Annotated in this window: 18 protein-coding genes and 2 pseudogenes; 3 read left to right on the plus strand and 17 right to left on the minus strand. The window is 42.0% G+C overall.

The features are described from left to right. From V7659_RS11240 to V7659_RS11260, 5 genes are all read right to left on the minus strand, one after another. A partial coding sequence (locus V7659_RS11240; RefSeq protein ID WP_335540113.1) for an ABC transporter permease occupies positions 1 to 909 on the minus strand: 909 nt, incomplete at its 3' end. Next, a complete protein-coding gene (locus V7659_RS11245; RefSeq protein WP_335452549.1) occupies positions 909 to 2,021 on the minus strand; it encodes an ABC transporter permease in 1,113 nt (370 codons plus the stop codon). The genes V7659_RS11245 and V7659_RS11240, both read right to left, overlap by 1 nt. A gap of 12 nt (positions 2,022 to 2,033) precedes the next feature. Further along, positions 2,034 to 2,972: an ABC transporter ATP-binding protein gene (locus tag V7659_RS11250; protein ID WP_335452552.1), complete on the minus strand. Its 939-nt coding sequence runs from the start codon at positions 2,970 to 2,972 to the stop codon at positions 2,034 to 2,036. Between the two features lie 116 nt (positions 2,973 to 3,088). Next, positions 3,089 to 4,195, minus strand: coding sequence for a sensor histidine kinase (locus V7659_RS11255; RefSeq protein WP_335452555.1), 1,107 nt, complete (start codon positions 4,193 to 4,195; stop codon positions 3,089 to 3,091). A gap of 1 nt (position 4,196) precedes the next feature. Continuing rightward, positions 4,197 to 4,838, minus strand: a complete 642-nt coding sequence (locus V7659_RS11260; RefSeq protein ID WP_335452558.1) for a response regulator transcription factor — start codon at positions 4,836 to 4,838, stop codon at positions 4,197 to 4,199. Positions 4,839 to 5,045: 207 nt separating this feature from the next. On the opposite strand from V7659_RS11260, the gene V7659_RS11265 reads away from it, so the two are divergent. Continuing rightward, entirely contained in the window at positions 5,046 to 5,345 is a 300-nt protein-coding gene (locus V7659_RS11265; RefSeq protein ID WP_335452561.1) for a hypothetical protein, read from the plus strand. Between the two features lie 101 nt (positions 5,346 to 5,446). Here V7659_RS11265 and V7659_RS11270 read toward each other — a convergent pair whose 3' ends face one another. The 3 genes from V7659_RS11270 to V7659_RS11280 all read right to left on the minus strand — a co-directional run bounded on the left by V7659_RS11270 (position 5,447) and on the right by V7659_RS11280 (position 7,116). Beyond that, entirely contained in the window at positions 5,447 to 5,614 is a 168-nt protein-coding gene (locus V7659_RS11270) for a Spo0E family sporulation regulatory protein-aspartic acid phosphatase (protein WP_144550420.1), read from the minus strand. Positions 5,615 to 5,868: 254 nt separating this feature from the next. Then, positions 5,869 to 6,333, minus strand: a complete 465-nt coding sequence (locus V7659_RS11275) for a hypothetical protein (RefSeq protein WP_335540114.1) — start codon at positions 6,331 to 6,333, stop codon at positions 5,869 to 5,871. Positions 6,334 to 6,351: 18 nt separating this feature from the next. Then, complete coding sequence (locus V7659_RS11280) at positions 6,352 to 7,116, minus strand: hypothetical protein (protein WP_335452565.1); 765 nt, start codon at positions 7,114 to 7,116, stop codon at positions 6,352 to 6,354. A 145-nt stretch (positions 7,117 to 7,261) separates the two neighbouring features. On the opposite strand from V7659_RS11280, the gene V7659_RS11285 reads away from it, so the two are divergent. Continuing rightward, entirely contained in the window at positions 7,262 to 7,795 is a 534-nt protein-coding gene (locus tag V7659_RS11285) for an NUDIX hydrolase (protein WP_335452566.1), read from the plus strand. Positions 7,796 to 8,053: 258 nt separating this feature from the next. Here V7659_RS11285 and V7659_RS11290 read toward each other — a convergent pair whose 3' ends face one another. Continuing rightward, positions 8,054 to 8,479: an OsmC family protein gene (locus V7659_RS11290; protein WP_335452568.1), complete on the minus strand. Its 426-nt coding sequence runs from the start codon at positions 8,477 to 8,479 to the stop codon at positions 8,054 to 8,056. A gap of 132 nt (positions 8,480 to 8,611) precedes the next feature. Between V7659_RS11290 and V7659_RS11295 the strand changes: the two are divergent. Then, positions 8,612 to 8,915, plus strand: a pseudogene (locus V7659_RS11295) (HNH endonuclease). Between the two features lie 223 nt (positions 8,916 to 9,138). Here V7659_RS11295 and galE read toward each other — a convergent pair. The 8 genes and pseudogenes from galE to V7659_RS11330 all read right to left on the minus strand — a co-directional run. Next, positions 9,139 to 10,064, minus strand: a pseudogene (galE, locus tag V7659_RS11300) (UDP-glucose 4-epimerase GalE). Next, a complete protein-coding gene (locus V7659_RS32110; RefSeq protein WP_420491725.1) occupies positions 10,003 to 10,161 on the minus strand; it encodes an NAD-dependent epimerase/dehydratase family protein in 159 nt (52 codons plus the stop codon). The pseudogene galE and the gene V7659_RS32110 overlap by 62 nt, the downstream one beginning before the upstream one ends. A gap of 232 nt (positions 10,162 to 10,393) precedes the next feature. Continuing rightward, positions 10,394 to 11,356 carry a VOC family protein gene (locus tag V7659_RS11305; protein WP_335452570.1) on the minus strand — a complete coding sequence of 321 codons (963 nt, stop codon included), beginning with the start codon at positions 11,354 to 11,356 and terminating at the stop codon, positions 10,394 to 10,396. A gap of 32 nt (positions 11,357 to 11,388) precedes the next feature. Further along, positions 11,389 to 12,174 (minus strand): SDR family NAD(P)-dependent oxidoreductase, encoded by a 786-nt coding sequence (locus V7659_RS11310; RefSeq protein WP_335452572.1) that lies wholly within the window; start codon positions 12,172 to 12,174, stop codon positions 11,389 to 11,391. Between the two features lie 176 nt (positions 12,175 to 12,350). Beyond that, complete coding sequence (locus V7659_RS11315; RefSeq protein ID WP_335452574.1) at positions 12,351 to 12,860, minus strand: aromatic-ring-hydroxylating dioxygenase subunit beta; 510 nt, start codon at positions 12,858 to 12,860, stop codon at positions 12,351 to 12,353. A gap of 48 nt (positions 12,861 to 12,908) precedes the next feature. Next, entirely contained in the window at positions 12,909 to 14,213 is a 1,305-nt protein-coding gene (locus tag V7659_RS11320) for an aromatic ring-hydroxylating oxygenase subunit alpha (RefSeq protein ID WP_335452576.1), read from the minus strand. A gap of 95 nt (positions 14,214 to 14,308) precedes the next feature. Beyond that, a complete protein-coding gene (nadX, locus tag V7659_RS11325; protein ID WP_335452579.1) occupies positions 14,309 to 15,094 on the minus strand; it encodes an aspartate dehydrogenase in 786 nt (261 codons plus the stop codon). A 12-nt stretch (positions 15,095 to 15,106) separates the two neighbouring features. After that, on the minus strand, positions 15,107 to 15,812 hold a 706-nt coding region (locus V7659_RS11330), incomplete at its 5' end, for an aldehyde dehydrogenase family protein (protein WP_335540115.1).

The following is a 15,812-nucleotide window of genomic DNA, read 5'->3' on the forward strand; positions in this document are numbered from 1 at the left end:
CGGCGTGATAATTAAATTTTGCAGGGCAGCTGCAGCACTGCGGTTGTTGGAAAAAGAAACAATCACCAACGAGATCCCGACTGATATTAATGAAAACAGTAACATCACAAAAGCTGCGGACCAAAACGACATGTTCATGCCAATATGAAAGATTCCTTTCATGATGGTTAACGTAATAAACACCTGGATCGTCATCACAATCATGTTGACCACAATATTTGAGAAGATGTATTTCCGTGCATTAATCGGTGTCGATAATAATCGAAAATAGGTACGGCTTTCTTTTTCCAACAGGATGATCTCCGCCATATTCCCGGCTGACATTAACATGATCATAATCAAGAAGCCTATTGTTTGGTTGGTCATGTTCTTATTTTTCGAAGCGTCTTCTAGTGAATGAGTCGTGAGCTTATAGTTTGTTTGCTGAAAATCGTTATACATCTGCTCAAACGTCTGTTGATTCCCGCTGGCAACATAACTGATTGTCGCAATATTATCGATATACTGATGTAAATAAGATTTTACGTAAGCGGTAATGGCCGCCCCCTTGATGGAGGTCAGTTCGATACGATCAGGCTTCCCCTCCAAGACACTGTCTGCATACCCTTTTTCAAAGGTAATCACACTATCTAAATCCCCAGAAGAGATTTTATCCTGGACCTGCACAGTCGAAATTGTCGAAATTTCCACATTCTCTAAACCCTTTAAAAAGTCGATAGTATCCGAAGTAATCTTACTTTGGTCCTCATTAACAATCCCAACATGCAGGATCGTTTTTTGATCACCACCATAGACGAGCAGGGCAATGAGGATCCCGATTAACGGCATACACAGGTACATAATAATGTTTTTCTTTTTTTGAAACGTCACACGGAGCGTGTTCTGAATTAACCAGAGGATATCCTTCATTATAATCCCTCCCGTCGTTGCAATGAGATAATTGCTACAAGCAAGAATAGTAGCGCACCGGCCAGATTGATGGTTAGTGCCGGAATGGCCGCGGCGAAATCATTCATATAAATAATCTTCGTCAACGCTGTATTCATCCAAGTCAGCGGGGAGAGATCGGTAATCAATTTAAAGATACCCTCGGGATTGTCAATTTTAAAATAGGCGCCGCCAAAAAAGGACGCTAATTGGGCAAATAACATGATAATCACTTTTGGACCCGCACTCGTTTTTGCCAAGAAACTTACGCCAATTCCCATGCTGACCGCAAACACTACTTCTGTCAGGAGCACCAGGAAGACCAAGCCTAAATGATCGCCCCAATTGGCCTTGAAAATGAGTTTGCTAAAAAGGATGACCAGAACGATACAAATGCTGTTACTGACAAGACTCCCGAGCACTTTTCCTATGAAAATTTCACTTTTTAGAACCGGTGAAGCGATTAGCCGGTCACCCGTCTTTCGTACTCGTTCACTCACAATTAACGAGCTGGCCGACATTGCCCCGTACAGAATAATCATCGTCGTGATCACAATCGCATAATAATCCATTGAACCCGGCTGTTGATCGGGAAGCAGGGAGGTCTCCTTGATATAATCAGCCGGCTTCTCACGCGTAAAGGCACTCTCCAGCTTTTCCGGTGCCACCTTTATAATTTCGGATGCGATATTATATTGATCGACAAACGAAACGAGCATGCCTTGAAGGATATTCCCTTCGATACTAGTTCCATTATTGACATAGAGCTGAATTCCCTGATTGGTTACTTCAACATAACCATCATAGGTACCTTGCTTAACTTCTTTTTCGCCATCAATCGTGCCGGCAGCTTTTTTAAAATGGACCCCTGATTTTTCGACCTCGTTAATAAATTGAGGAAAAAACTCACCCTTCGTTGTATCTTTATATAAGACATCGATATCATCGACAGGGAGACTGGTCGTAAATGTGTTTGACAAGGCTGTTCCGAGGACGAGCATTAATACAATCGGAAAAGCTAACATGAAAAACAATGTTCGGGTGTCTCGGAAATCTGTTTTAATGCCCTTCCAAGCAATATTGAGTATATTCAAAGTGAATCCCCCTTATTGGTCACGCAAATTTCTCCCCGTTAATGTTAAAAATACCGTCTCCAGGTTTGGTGCTTTTTCTTGTAAGGAGCGGATTTCAATGTGGCTGCTCATAAAGTGTTCAATGATTTTGTTTAAGTTATTTACCCCAGTATCGGAGTTGATTTTAATCATGTTTTCATCCACGGAAACTGCTTCGACACCATTAATGCTTTTAATCGCCGCGAGGTCCACTTTTTCAGTCGATTTTACCTCAATCCAAACATCCTTCGTATTGGTAATAATCGATTTTAGCTGCTCCTTCGTTCCTTCAGCAATGATTTTTCCATGGTCAATAATCGCGATCCGTGAACAGATCTCCTCGACTTCCTCCATATAGTGGCTCGTGTAAATAATCGTACACCCCATTTCATTTAACTTGCGGACCGAGGTTAGAATATAGTTCCTTGATTGCGGATCAATCCCAACCGTTGGTTCATCCATAATGATCAACTTCGGGCGGTGTGCAATCGCACAAGCGATATTTAGACGTCGTTTCATCCCGCCCGAAAAACTCTTTGGATAGCTTTTATGCTTATCCTGGAGACCAACGAATTCTAGAGCCTCTTCGACTCGTTCATTAAGTTCAGCACCACGCAGACCATAAAGTCCCGCAAAGAATTTCACGTTTTCATAAGCAGTCATATCTTCATAGATCGCCAAATCCTGCGGGACCATGCCAATATTCATTTTGGCAAAGCGGCTGTATTTGGCACTATTTTTACCAAGAATATTAATCGTCCCATCATTGCCGCGGAGCAGGCCCGCAATCATATTAATCGTCGTACTTTTCCCAGCTCCATTGGCACCAAGAAAACCAAAGATCTCTCCTTCAGCCACAGATAAACTCATATTATCAACCGCAATAAAGTCAGCGAATTTTTTCGTTAAGTTCTTAATTTCTAAAACGTTCATCCTCTCACCCCTAATTCGTTTGTCTGCTTCCAGTATATAGAAAAAGAATGAACGCGCATAAGTGCAATCGTTCATTCTTTTCATATGAGAATATTCATATTTTCATCGTGAGATGTTCACAGGCCCAGAGGCAGAAGCGTGGTGACGGAGAATCCATGGGTGCTGTCGACAATGATCTTTCCATTGACAGCGGCCGTCCGCTCTTCCATCCCGATAATGCCTAGACCTTTTTTGATGATCTCCGTTCCCGCCCCATTATCCTTTACTTCAACTCGAATCATTTTATTCAGGACCTTTAGATCAACCGACACTTGACTGGCATGAGAATATTTCATCGCGTTCGTCAGTGCCTCCGTGACATTTTCATGGATGATTTTCCAATGAATCGGTGCGATGATATCTAGATTGCCTTCATGGGTAAGGACAGTTTTAATTGGCTGTTTGGCGTTAAAATCATCAATCAACAGCCTCAGGCGGTGAATCCCCACTTGCTCTGTCGGCGGTTTCATATTTTTTAAGGTTAGGCGGATGTTTTCAATCCCATCTTTGGAAATATTGATGGCATTTTGGAGGAGCTCGGTTGCTTTATGCTGATCAGTCTCTACCAGCCGTTTTGCCGCTTCCATTTGAAAAAGAGCACCCGTCATCGAATGGCCAATTTTATCATGGATTTCTTGTGAAATGCGGTTACGCTCCTCTAATTTAACAGTGTATTCTGACTGCCTTATATATTCGCTATTTTCATGGATATGTTTGGTTAGTTTCTGGAGCTGCTTTCTCATCGAATCGATTTGAGCTTCATTTTTCACCAATTTCTCTCCATAAATGGATGTGATCGAAAAAATCATAAAAGAAACAACGGCCGCTAAGCCGTAAATCGGTTGCAGCGATGCCTTCATATATAGGATGGGAAGCAAGGCTAGCAACAAAAAGGTAAGTTTCTTGTCAGTAAAACAAGCCGCTAACTCGACTATCGTAAGCGGCAACAGCAAACTAAACAAAGGATTTACACTTAGATAGGCAACTGTCAAAATACCAATGGACAGGACATGCAGGACCCTTTTCATCGTGGCATTTTTTAAAATATAAATGGTAATATTGGTGCAAAAATAAACCAAAAACGCAAGAACCACCCAGGAGATATGGCTGACATTTGCTTGTGCACATTGGATCGCGATATACACAAGCAAGATCATCTTCGTAAAAATAATCCAAGTCTCCATCTTAATCGACTTTCCCGGTAAGGTAATAAATCGCGATTTGGGTTCGGTGATCTAGACCTGTCTTTCCTAAAATAGACGTAATGTAATTCGCGACTGTCCCTTCAGAGATAAATAATTCCTTGGAGATGCCTTTATTGGAATATCCCTTCGCAATCAATGACAGGATATCACGTTCTCGCTCGGTAAACTGGGTGAGATCGATCTTTGTTTCAGCAGCATTATTAGGGGGGGACAAATTGGACTTTAATTTTTCAAAAATGACATCCTGAAGAATGCTGTTTCCGTGGAATACACTCTTCATTGCATCCCGGATTTGTTCAGGGTCATTATTTTTTAACAAATAGCCCTTGGCCCCATTTTTGATGGCCTCAAGAATATATTCATCATCATCAAAGGTCGTTAAAATAATCGGCTTCGTGCTTGTTTGCTCGGCAATCAGCTTCGTTGCTTCCACGCCGTTCATATTGGGCATGCGTACATCGAGCAAGGCAAGATCGACTTCATGGGCTAGACAGTAATCGACTGCCTCCTTTCCATCACTCACGGTGTCGAGCACGGCAAACTCCTCGTAAGTGGATAAAATAATTTTCAGACCCTCTCGAATAAATGAGTTATCGTCCGCGATGATGACCTTTATTTTCATACGCTAAAAACCCACTCCCTCATTCACATCATTTCCTATTATTATAGCAAGAAATGGGAGAGTGATTGAATATTAACAGACAGTAAATTCATGCAGCGCCCATCCATTAGACGAATATCATGCATACAGTACTAATGGTAATCATTCTAAATTCCAAGGTTACCCTGAACAATCACACGTTTATAACTAAAAGGAGATGTATTTATTATGATGGGAGGATTTCACGGCGGTGGACATCATGGAGGAAACGGTGGAATGGATGGACATCATGGAGGGCACCACGGTGGACACCATGGTGGACACCATGGCGGGTTTCACGGAGGTTTTCACGGTGGCTACGGCTCACCATTCGTCGGCGGATTGATCGGAGGTCTAACAGCCGGTGCTTTATCAGGAGGGGCTTACCCATATCCATATCCAGTATCATACCCAACACCTTATCCAGCCCCATATCCAACACCTGTAACCTATCCAACTGCCTATCCATATGGAGGCTACCCGTATTAGCAGTAAAAAAAGCGTATAAGACCTCTGCAGAGGGCTTGTACGCTTTTTTTACGCTGGGATATTAGTGGCATCCTATTTTATCGGCTAAATACATTATGCACTTAAGCAGAAATCTTTGTGAATAACCCCATTTGTAAGTTAATTAACTTATCAAGTCTTTCGCTTAGTTTTACAGTTTCCACTGAATTTAAACCTTTTGATAGCCCCACTCTTATCATATTATTTCTCAAATTTTCGATTTGTACAAAAAGATCGTCGTTAGTCATCATCACTGAACTCCTTAATATTTGAACTATGTACTTAAAAGTTTATCAATTGAAAGCGCCTCCAAGTAACTAGTTTTCGTCATCAAATATCGACACTTNNCTTTATACCATCTTCATGATGCTTATGACAATTAATCCTAAAGCGTTTTTCGGAATATGCCGAAAACTGGGTTACTTTGTGCTAAAAGTTCACATTCTTGACAAATGATCAAGAAAAAGAAAAAAATTTGTGCCTTCGCTCCTTAACTTTTGCTAAACTAAGGGCTAATGCCATTATGTATTCTAGTGATACCAAGAGCCGTATTTTCCCATAAAATCTTTTCAATGGTTTCCCATTGATGCTCTTCACAGCGAATCAATAAAACAATTTCCGCTGTGATGCTCTTTTTCCCTCGCTGCTTATTTTTGACAAGGAGCATTTTGATTAAAAACCCTAAAAGTAATCCGCTGACCGCTCCAATAATTCCCCAGATAATCGGACCCCATTTTAGAACATACCCGTAAATGGCACCCAGCAGCATGAAACAAGTCCCCAGCATTGCAGCACCGTCAAATAGGCTTAAACCATCCGCCCGATGAATCGTATCAAACAACTGCCTTGCCTCCGAACGTTTATCTAGCGGAGCAGCTAGAATCTTTTCTTTAGGTATCCCCTTTTGTTCCATCGCAGAGATAGCTAACTCAATAAATAAGGAATTTTCGAAAGTGGCAATGACATACACTTGATTAACACTCACTTTCTATAGAGGAAAAATAAAGTCTTTGCTTTGATATCTTTGCCGCAGATATTTTGACATTTCTTTTTCACACAATTTGTTGTGTTCTATGGTAGAAGCATAAGAATCATAAATAATGAAAAAGTAGATCGAAGGAAAATACAAAGCCCATTGCATATCTAATATTTCTTTAGCATGAGCAAAATTACCAGTCATCGACGCATGAATTGCATGTGGAATATGCCCTAAATACGTGATCATCACGGCATAAACAAAAATAAAGAACCCCGTAATGACATGATGGAGATAAAGATGACCAAGTCCAGGAAATAAAGCGGACCAGATCAACGCATTGACAGGTTTTCGTTTATCTAAAAAATTGGTGTCCCATGTTCCCATCTTCATGTGGATAAGGGGAGCGTCTTCGCGGTCGGCCAAGACATACTGCTTATTGAGATCCACGGTTGTCCGATAGCTATCCCAAATACCAAACATGTACATTGCCAGATAGAGAATTAACCACCGATCATCCAGAACATCCTTAGCCTTTTCAAATTCGCCAATTAAGGTATATAAGATGCCAAGGTTTACCTTCGCTTTTTCGTTAATAAAGGTCTCCCACAGAATAAGAATATAGCCAACCATGTAGCGATGCAGCATGATGTGTCCAAAACCAGGATAGGAGAAGGAAAAGAATGCGGCGATCCAAGGATTCTTTAAATGTAATTGACCCGTTGTAAATTGAGAAAGATAGGACCTTTGCCTGCGAAACGGAGGTATTTGATTCACTTGTAGTACCTTCCTCCTTCAAAAACAGATGTCTCGGCTAGTGTTTACAAAAAATGGGGTAATTATCCATGCGGGCTAGAATTAGCCAATTAGAAAAAAGAGTGTACAATAGGTTTATGTTAATGAAAGGTTGGGATGATGGAAGATGGTTTGGAAGATTAGTAGTTCGAGGAAAGAACAAGTGGACCGATTTGGGGTAGTGATTGAAAAGGTCATTGTCCCAAACGGGGAGGAAAGGAACTTTTCTTATTTAGATTTTGCAAAGGGCGTCTGTATCCTTCCTATCACGGCGGATAAGGAAATCATTTGCCTAAAACAATATCGCCATGCGATTAAAAGCTGGGAATGGGAATTGCCCGCTGGAATGATTGACAACGAAAGCGATGCTCCCATCGAAACGGCGAAAAGAGAGTTGGAAGAAGAGACTGGCAATACAGCTGACTATTGGCTCGAGTTAGGCAGTTTTTATCCGTCACCTGGCTCTACCAGTGAGGAAATCTTTTTATTTGCAGCCACCGGCCTTCACGCTACGGAGCAACGATTGGAAACCAGCGAACAAATTGAATTACATAAATTGACGATGCAAGAAGTGAAAACCTTAATTGAAAAAGGCGAATTCAAGCATGGCGCAGGGCTTGCTGCGGTATTGCGGTATATGTTGATTACGGATAATCGGTAATTGTTGTTTATGGATTAAGGTTGTGAATAGGACCTCGTTACATGACCGTTTTGTCTAATTTTGATTGAAATCGGTCACGTAAAACCTCTCTACGTGACCGTTCCAATTGTTATTGCTTGATTTTGGTCACGTAGGACGTGTCTACGTGACCCTTCTCCCTTATGTTGAAAGGGTTCGGGAACATAGAACCACTCTACGTGACATTTTTCTTTGTTATTGACAGGGTTCGGACACGTAGAACCGGTTCGCCTCTCTAGGTTATATCGCTTTTCCCCCTTTAACCCCATTGATCGAATAGCTTACGGTGATCTCTGCATTCAAAGAATGGGAGACAGAACAGTATTTGTCTTTTGACAATTGTATCGCCCGGACTACCTTATCTTCAGGCAGCTCTCCGTCTAACGCATAATGAATATTAATCGTCGTAAAGCGCTTCGGATGCTCCTCGGCCCGTTCTCCTTTGACGTCCATTTGAAATGCGGAAGGCTCAAGGCGCATTTTGTTTAAGATCGAGATAATATCAATTCCCGTGCAGCCGGCAACCGCCTGCAACAGCAGTTCCGTCGGCCTTGGACCTGAATTCTCCCCGCCAACTTCTGGTGCTGCATCCATAATAAATTCATGCCCGGTTGGGGTGACCCCCGAAAAAGCCATTTTCCCTTTCCAGTTTATTGATAACTCCATATTCAATCCCCTTTCATTTTCTTATTCTTACCCATCGGTCACTTCCTTATTTTATATTCACACTTTTAGTAGATCTTCTCTTAAAACTCTTGAATGAAAAAAATAGGATGGTAAATAATATTTTTCAAAAAACTGGAGGGTAATATGATGGGGACATGTGAACTTTGTGGGCGGCAGATGGTGGAAACCACTGTCCATCATCTCCTTCCTAAAGAAATGGGGGGGAACATTAGGAGCAACTTCCAATTTATGTATCCCCTGTCATAAGCAAATTCATGCCCTTTATACCAATGAAGAAATCGCTGCACGGTTAACCACCCTGCCTGAGTTACGTGACGATGAAAAACTATCTAGTTTTATTCGGTGGATTCGAAAACAACCATCCACGAAAATAATGAAAATTAGAAAATCGAATGAGCGAAAAAGAAAGAAATAGGTTTTTATCTAGTGTGGGAACGATTCGCGTTTATTTGTGACCGTCTCCTTTGAAAAATGAGGTTGACGGGAACAATTAGTAGTTATTTGTGACCGTTCGCATTGAAAAAAGCCCTGAAGGTCAAAATTAGTTATTTGTGACCCAATTCATAAAAAAAGCCCTTATCGGAACGATTAGGGCTCATTCGTGCCTGACACCTTAAAAAAGCTCATGCAGGTAACGTTTAGAAGTTATTAATTATTTTCTTTTTCGTTTCATACCCATGCGGATTCATTTTCTGCCAGCGCCATGAATCACGACACATGTCTTCCATTCCTCTAGCAGCTGTCCAGCCTAGTTCCTTTTTTGCCTTGGATGGGTCAGCATAACAAACAGCCACATCCCCCGGCCTTCGTTCAACAATTTTATAAGGGATTTTCACCCCTGCGGCTTTTTCAAATGCTCTTACGATTTCTAGGACGCTATACCCTCTACCCGTTCCTAAATTAAAGGCATCCACGCCTTTTGAAGTCAGGACGCGCTCCAATGCTTTCACATGACCTTGGGCAAGGTCAACCACATGAATATAATCCCTTACCCCCGAACCATCGACCGTCGGGTAATCGCTTCCAAACACCTGCAGTTCTTTCAGTTTCCCAACGGCAACCTGGGTAATAAACGGCATTAAATTACTAGGGACTCCGCTTGGATCTTCGCCAATTCTGCCGCTCTCATGTGCGCCAATGGGATTAAAATACCGCAATAACGCAATGCTCCAACTAGAATCTGCCATAAATAGATCTCGCAAAATCTCCTCAAGCATCAGCTTGGTCCGGCCATACGGATTGGTGGCACTAAGAGGAAAATCTTCAGAAATAGGAACTCGTTCAGGCTTCCCATACACTGTCGCTGATGAACTAAACACCATATTTTTCACGCCAAATTCTTTCATCACATCACAAAGAATCAGCGTTCCAGTAATATTATTATGATAATAATGGAGAGGAAGGGAAATGATTCGCCCACTGCTTTTAATCCAGCAAGATGAATCACCGCTTCAATGGAATGCTTTGAAAACACGTCCTTGAGGGCGGTTCGGTCAAGCAAATCAACCTTGTAATACGGAAAGTCCTTTCCCGTAATCTCTTTCATGCGAGTTACTATTTGCATAATTATCTAGAACAATAATTTCATAGCCAGCCGATTGCAATTCCACACACGTATGACTACCAGTATATCCAGCACCGCCTGTAACTAAAATAGCCATAAACGCCAACACTCCTCATTCACATCATCTGTATAGGTTCTGGTTAAAAAAGTTAGTTATGTAAAAAAACTACCTATACTTCTATTATACATTCCACGCTGGTGTCAGGCACTATGAATTAATATGGAATTAGTTGAAAGGAAAGCTAGTGCCAAAGAGAATAAAAAAACAGACTTTCTCCTAATACGAAAAAGTCTGCCGCTTCTTATAGAGTTAATTCCTGGTGTTAAAATCAAAATCTCTCAAGTAATTCAATAATCACTTTATATGTAGATGTCGTGTCCATGTAGGCGTATCTACCTTTACCATTCCAGAAGTTTCCCCTCTGAATGACAGGATAGCCCATATCCTCTAACAATTTCATTTTCTCCTCCATATCCTTTACAACAAAGGAAATATGGTGAACCCCTTCGCCATATGTTTCAAGATGCTTTTTCCACGTGCTTGGTGGATCACCCGGCTCGATTAATTCTAGTTGAAGTAATGGGGTATTTATAAACATGTATTTAGAGTCAGCCTCCGTTGGCTTTCCTTCAAAAATAACCTGTGTAAGCTCACTTGGGCCAGATTGAATCACAGGTGGCTTTTCGACACCTAGTAACTTGCAGTACGCATCAGCAGCGGCGTCCAAATCCCTCACGACTATGGCAAGTTGCTCCACTTTATTGGTTCCTAGTAAGGGAGTGAAGATATCGGTATTAGGTGCAGTATCTCTGGGCTCAGCACTTTCTAGCAGTTCCATTAGTGTCTTATGACTATTTAACGTATCCACATATACATATCTTCCATTACTAGATGTAAATTCCCCGCTCTGCAGTAACGGAAATCCGTTCCTTTCAAAAACAGGCAGCTTCTCTTTAATTGAGTCCACATCAAAGGCAATATGATGGATACCTTCCCCCACCGTATCCAAAAATTCGCGCATGGTGCCAGGTTCCAAGTCTGGTTCAATCAATTCGATCTGCACTGTCGGTGTGTTTAAAAATACGAGTTTACTTCGGGAATCGGTTGGCTTACCGCGAAAGACCACTTTAGAAACATCACGGTCGCCTGTTAAAAACCATTTAGGTGTCGGTATCCCCAGAAGTTTCGCAAATGCTTCGGACGCTTGCTCAATATCACGAACAACGAATGCAATTTGATTAATGACGTTATTTCCAGCTAACGGCCTTAATTCCTTCAATGATTCGGTCATGCATATTCCCCCAGTGTTATTTCATGCTAAAATCAACCTAATCCGCGAACGGCCAAGCCTCCATCACTTGAAATCACTTCACCCGTAATCGCGCGGGCCTGATCAGAAGCAAGCAAGAGATAGGCTCCGACATGATCTTCAGATTGCATCGCAATTTGGAGTGGATTCCGTTTCTTTATACTCTTCTCTTTTGTCTCATTATCGACTATTTTTACAAAGGGCTGCAGCGGCGGAATGACATGAAGCGCTGTTAGCGTTCCTCCAGGTGCGACTGCATTGACTCGAATGTCCGGTGCTAATTCAAACGCGAGTTGACGCATTAATCCAATTTGGGCATGCTTGCTCGCCGTATACCAGACTCCGCCTCCATCCGGATAAAAACCGGCACCTGAGACAGTGAAAATCATATTTCCCGATGTTTTCTTAAGTTCCGCGGTGGCCGCTTTTGCCCCGTTGAAATATCCCTTTACATTGATAGTAAATAGCAGGTCATAGGCATCTGACATCGCTTCCGGAGTGACGTTCTCAAATTTGGCAAATCCATCGAATACACCGGCATTAGCGACAAACACGTCTAATTTCCCATAGGTTTCGACAGCTGTTTGCACGGCTCGTACATGGTCTTCATAGACGGTCACATCGCCCTCAAGGCATTGAACCTGTTCTCCAAATTGCTGTTTAAGCTCATTTAAACCGGCAAGAGACCGATCAAGGATAGTGACAACTGCACCCTCTTTCACAAATGCCTCGGTGACAGCTTTTCCAATCCCGGATGCACCTCCGGTCAAATAGACTGATTTTCCTGTGAGTTGAGCCATTTAGGTGCTCCTTTCTGCTTCTTTTTCGAGTTTGGTCGCTTAGAGCCTTTCTACGTGACCTTTTCTCTTGTTCTAGACTCTTTTCGGGCACATAGAGCCCTTCTACGTGACCGTTTTCCCAGTTTCTGACCCTTTTCCGGCACGTAGACCCTTTTCATTACTACAAAGCCTAGCTACTATACAAAAATAGCCAGATTCCTAGTATTTAAGGTCGTTTGATCCACAATAAAAACCCGCTTAGATAGCTTCCATTCCCCATCAACATAGGTAAATTCATCTTGACGCTCCCCTGAAATCAAATCATGATGGATATCAGTACTGCGGCTGCGGTAGATCGTTAAATAACTGTGAACGACTGCCTTTTCATTCGGAACGTACTCGATGAGACGCACATTATTGACAGATCTCCTTGTCCGCGACGGCGGTATCTCCGCCCAGGCGTAATCCGTTTTTAAGCGATCAACGCGGATTTTCAATAATTCAATATCATCATCAAATGCAAACATATCTAAGGAATAATCGGGGCGCTCAATCCCTTCTTTATTGACCCGAACCGGCATTTGATAGGAAATGTCCGGATGCAGCAGGCTAAACCAGCCATCAAAATCAATATCATCAAGGAACTTTGCCTCAACATACAGCCATTGTTCAAATTCATAGGTTGCCAGCATTTTCTCTAAACTCATACATGATTCCTCCCATCATTCACACGTATTTCAAATGGCTCTCACACATCAGGTCGTCATCAAATCGAGCCAGTAACGATAAAAGTTCCGTTGATTGGCCTCCGTGAATTTATCATCAAAAACCACACCAGGTCCAACAAAATCCTCGACAGGTTGGCGATGTAATCCCATCGTATAATTAAAGGTCAATTGTTTCACTAAAGGCATCGTACCAGAAGCAGCCGCGGTAATATCCGTAAATACCTCTGTGTCATCCTGTTCAAAAATTCCAGACGGGCTGAAGGTTAAAATAAACGACTCACGAGAGCGCTTTTTCCAATCAAGTGAAGCATTTTTCTCGACTAAAAACCAAGTAATAACCTCCATTTTGTCGACACCAACTGGCCTCCATAGACGAACAGACGTATTCGAGATTAACTGGCCCTTTACTTTTGTATGAGAAATTAAGAAGGATAGATTCGGAAAAATATTCCCTATCATATTTTTTAAATTAGACAAAACTTCATATTGTTCTTCAGATAAATTTGACTTATATTCATCCTTCAGCTCTTCAGGAAAAGCAAAATCAGGATTCGGCGTGCCAAGATTTAAACCATGTCCATGGTTGGTATGGATTTGGTAACCTTTCTTGGAATAAGTAGCACTTGGTACCATTCCCAATTTAACAATCGATCCATGCGTCACCATGGTATGATAGGAATCACCTACAAAATTATCGGCGCCAATTTTCCAGTTCGATTGGATTATAAATCGTTGCGGCGGTCCGACTACTTCCATTTCGGCACGTCCCACTAAAATATCAAGATACCATTTAAAGTCACCTAGGAAATCTTCTAATGATTCTGCTTCGTCATTCCATGTACCAAAGATCAGGCCTTTATAGGTTTCAATTCTGACTTTATGCAGTCCTAAACCCGATTTATCAAAACCTTCACCATAAATATCCTTTTGGAGCGGAACGCCGACACAATCGCCATTGTTTTTAAAATTAAAGCCATGATATGGACAAGTGAAGGAAGATTTATTACCGGCATCTGCCCGGCAAAGCTTCATGCCGCGGTGGGTACACATATTATAGAGGCCGCGAATTTCACCATCCGCACCGCGTGTAAGAATGACAGAATAACCTGCTACATCTCTCGTAATGAAATCATTTTTGTTGGGGATTTCCGATTCATGACCAATAAACAACCAGGTTTTTAAAAATACCTTCTTGTGTTCAATGTCATAAATCTTTGGGTCACCTAAAAGCGAGGCAGGAATGGAACCTTCTTCTGGTCGAACGGATTCGATTAAGTATTCAATAGCTTCTTTTTGCGACATTTCTTCAAGATTGATGTTCGTTTTAATCATAGGCCTATCCCCCTAATTTTTCCTCATATTCACAGGAGAATGAGATCAACTCTTCGGGTTCCCCCTGTTTTTACTATATTAAAATTATTTTACCATTATCCCACTTTAACAACCGCATCTTTATTTTTCAAAACGGACAACACACTCAGCGCAGCCAAGTAACTTGTCTTCGGATTATTCGGCATCGGATCATTTTCCACTTGAAGTAATAACCTTCCAAAAGACCCCGTCGCCTCAATCGAGTGACTATTTTTCCTTACGGTTGGATCAGAGATAATCTTGACACCTGTTTGATCTGGACCCAGGCCCGCTAAAGACAAAATAATCGATACATTAATATTTTTCGGGAATAATTCAATTGCTTCATTCGCCGAGCCTTCGAACATCACCTGTTCTCGATCAGCAGGCGCTCCAGGCAATGCTTGCGGTGGTTTCCTCGTAATAATCGAAACCGATTCTAATTCACCTATCGATTTAGCTGCCTTCAGGACATCCAATCCACCGATGGCCCCTGCGGGTAAATGGATTCTCGTGCCGCTTGCTTGACAGATTCCTTCGAGTTCACGGTAAAAATCTACATCGGCTAGGGCGCCCACACTACTTAGCACAAAATCTTTTCCATTTGCCAGAATGGCAGCCGCATAATCCTTCACCACTTCAATGGTTGCAGCTTCAATCACAACGTCAATCGCAGGATCTTCGATTAACAGTTGAACATCCTGAAAGTTTTCTGTACCAAACTCAGCAGCAAGTTGCTCCGCCGTTTGTTTGTTCCTTGTATAGAGACCGACAATTTTACCACCAGGAAGAAGTCCTTCGATATTGATGCGTTGAAGAAGGAATTTGCCAATATTTCCTCCCCCAATTAACCCTATTCTCATCTGGATTCCTCCTTAATTGGCCAAACCATAAGAATCTGCGAAATATTCAAGCCCGCAATGCCTTGTTTCACGAGAGAGACCGCTTTCCTTTAACCCAGGAAAATCAAGATGAAGGTCCTGGAAAACCGTATGATTATTATGAAATACAGCCCCTGCTTCCAATCGATCCGCTAACTTCACTGCCAACGCCTCATCCTCTGTCCAAACAGACGCTCTTAAACCAAATTCACTATCATTGGCAAGCCGAACGACTTCATCCACATCAGAAAAAGGTAAAATCGGAATCACCGGACCAAATTGTTCAGCACGCACGATTTCACTTGTTTGCTCTACTCCAGTAATAATCGTCGGCGCAATAAAATAACCTTGTTCCCACGATTCCGGATCGATTTGAATTCCACCCGTAATAACATGAGCGCCTGCATCAGCAGCCCGTTTGATCAAGCTGTTAACATAGTCATATTGGGACTTATTATTTAATGGACCCATCTCCACATCCGGTTGAATTCCATTCCCTACCCGAATGCGGCTGAATTCCTTTGTTAATTTTCCAACAACCTCTTCATAACGAGATTCGTGCACATAAATCCTTTTAATGGCGGAGCATACTTGCCCAGCCGCACGAAGAACACCAAACCTGAGACGCTTCACAGCATCATCATCTAAATTAGCATCAGCAAGAAGAATTGCTGCATCATTCCCGCCCAATTCCATATAC

This window comes from Neobacillus drentensis (assembly GCF_036966985.1).
Taxonomy (GTDB): Bacteria; Bacillota; Bacilli; order Bacillales; family Cytobacillaceae; genus Neobacillus; species Neobacillus drentensis_E.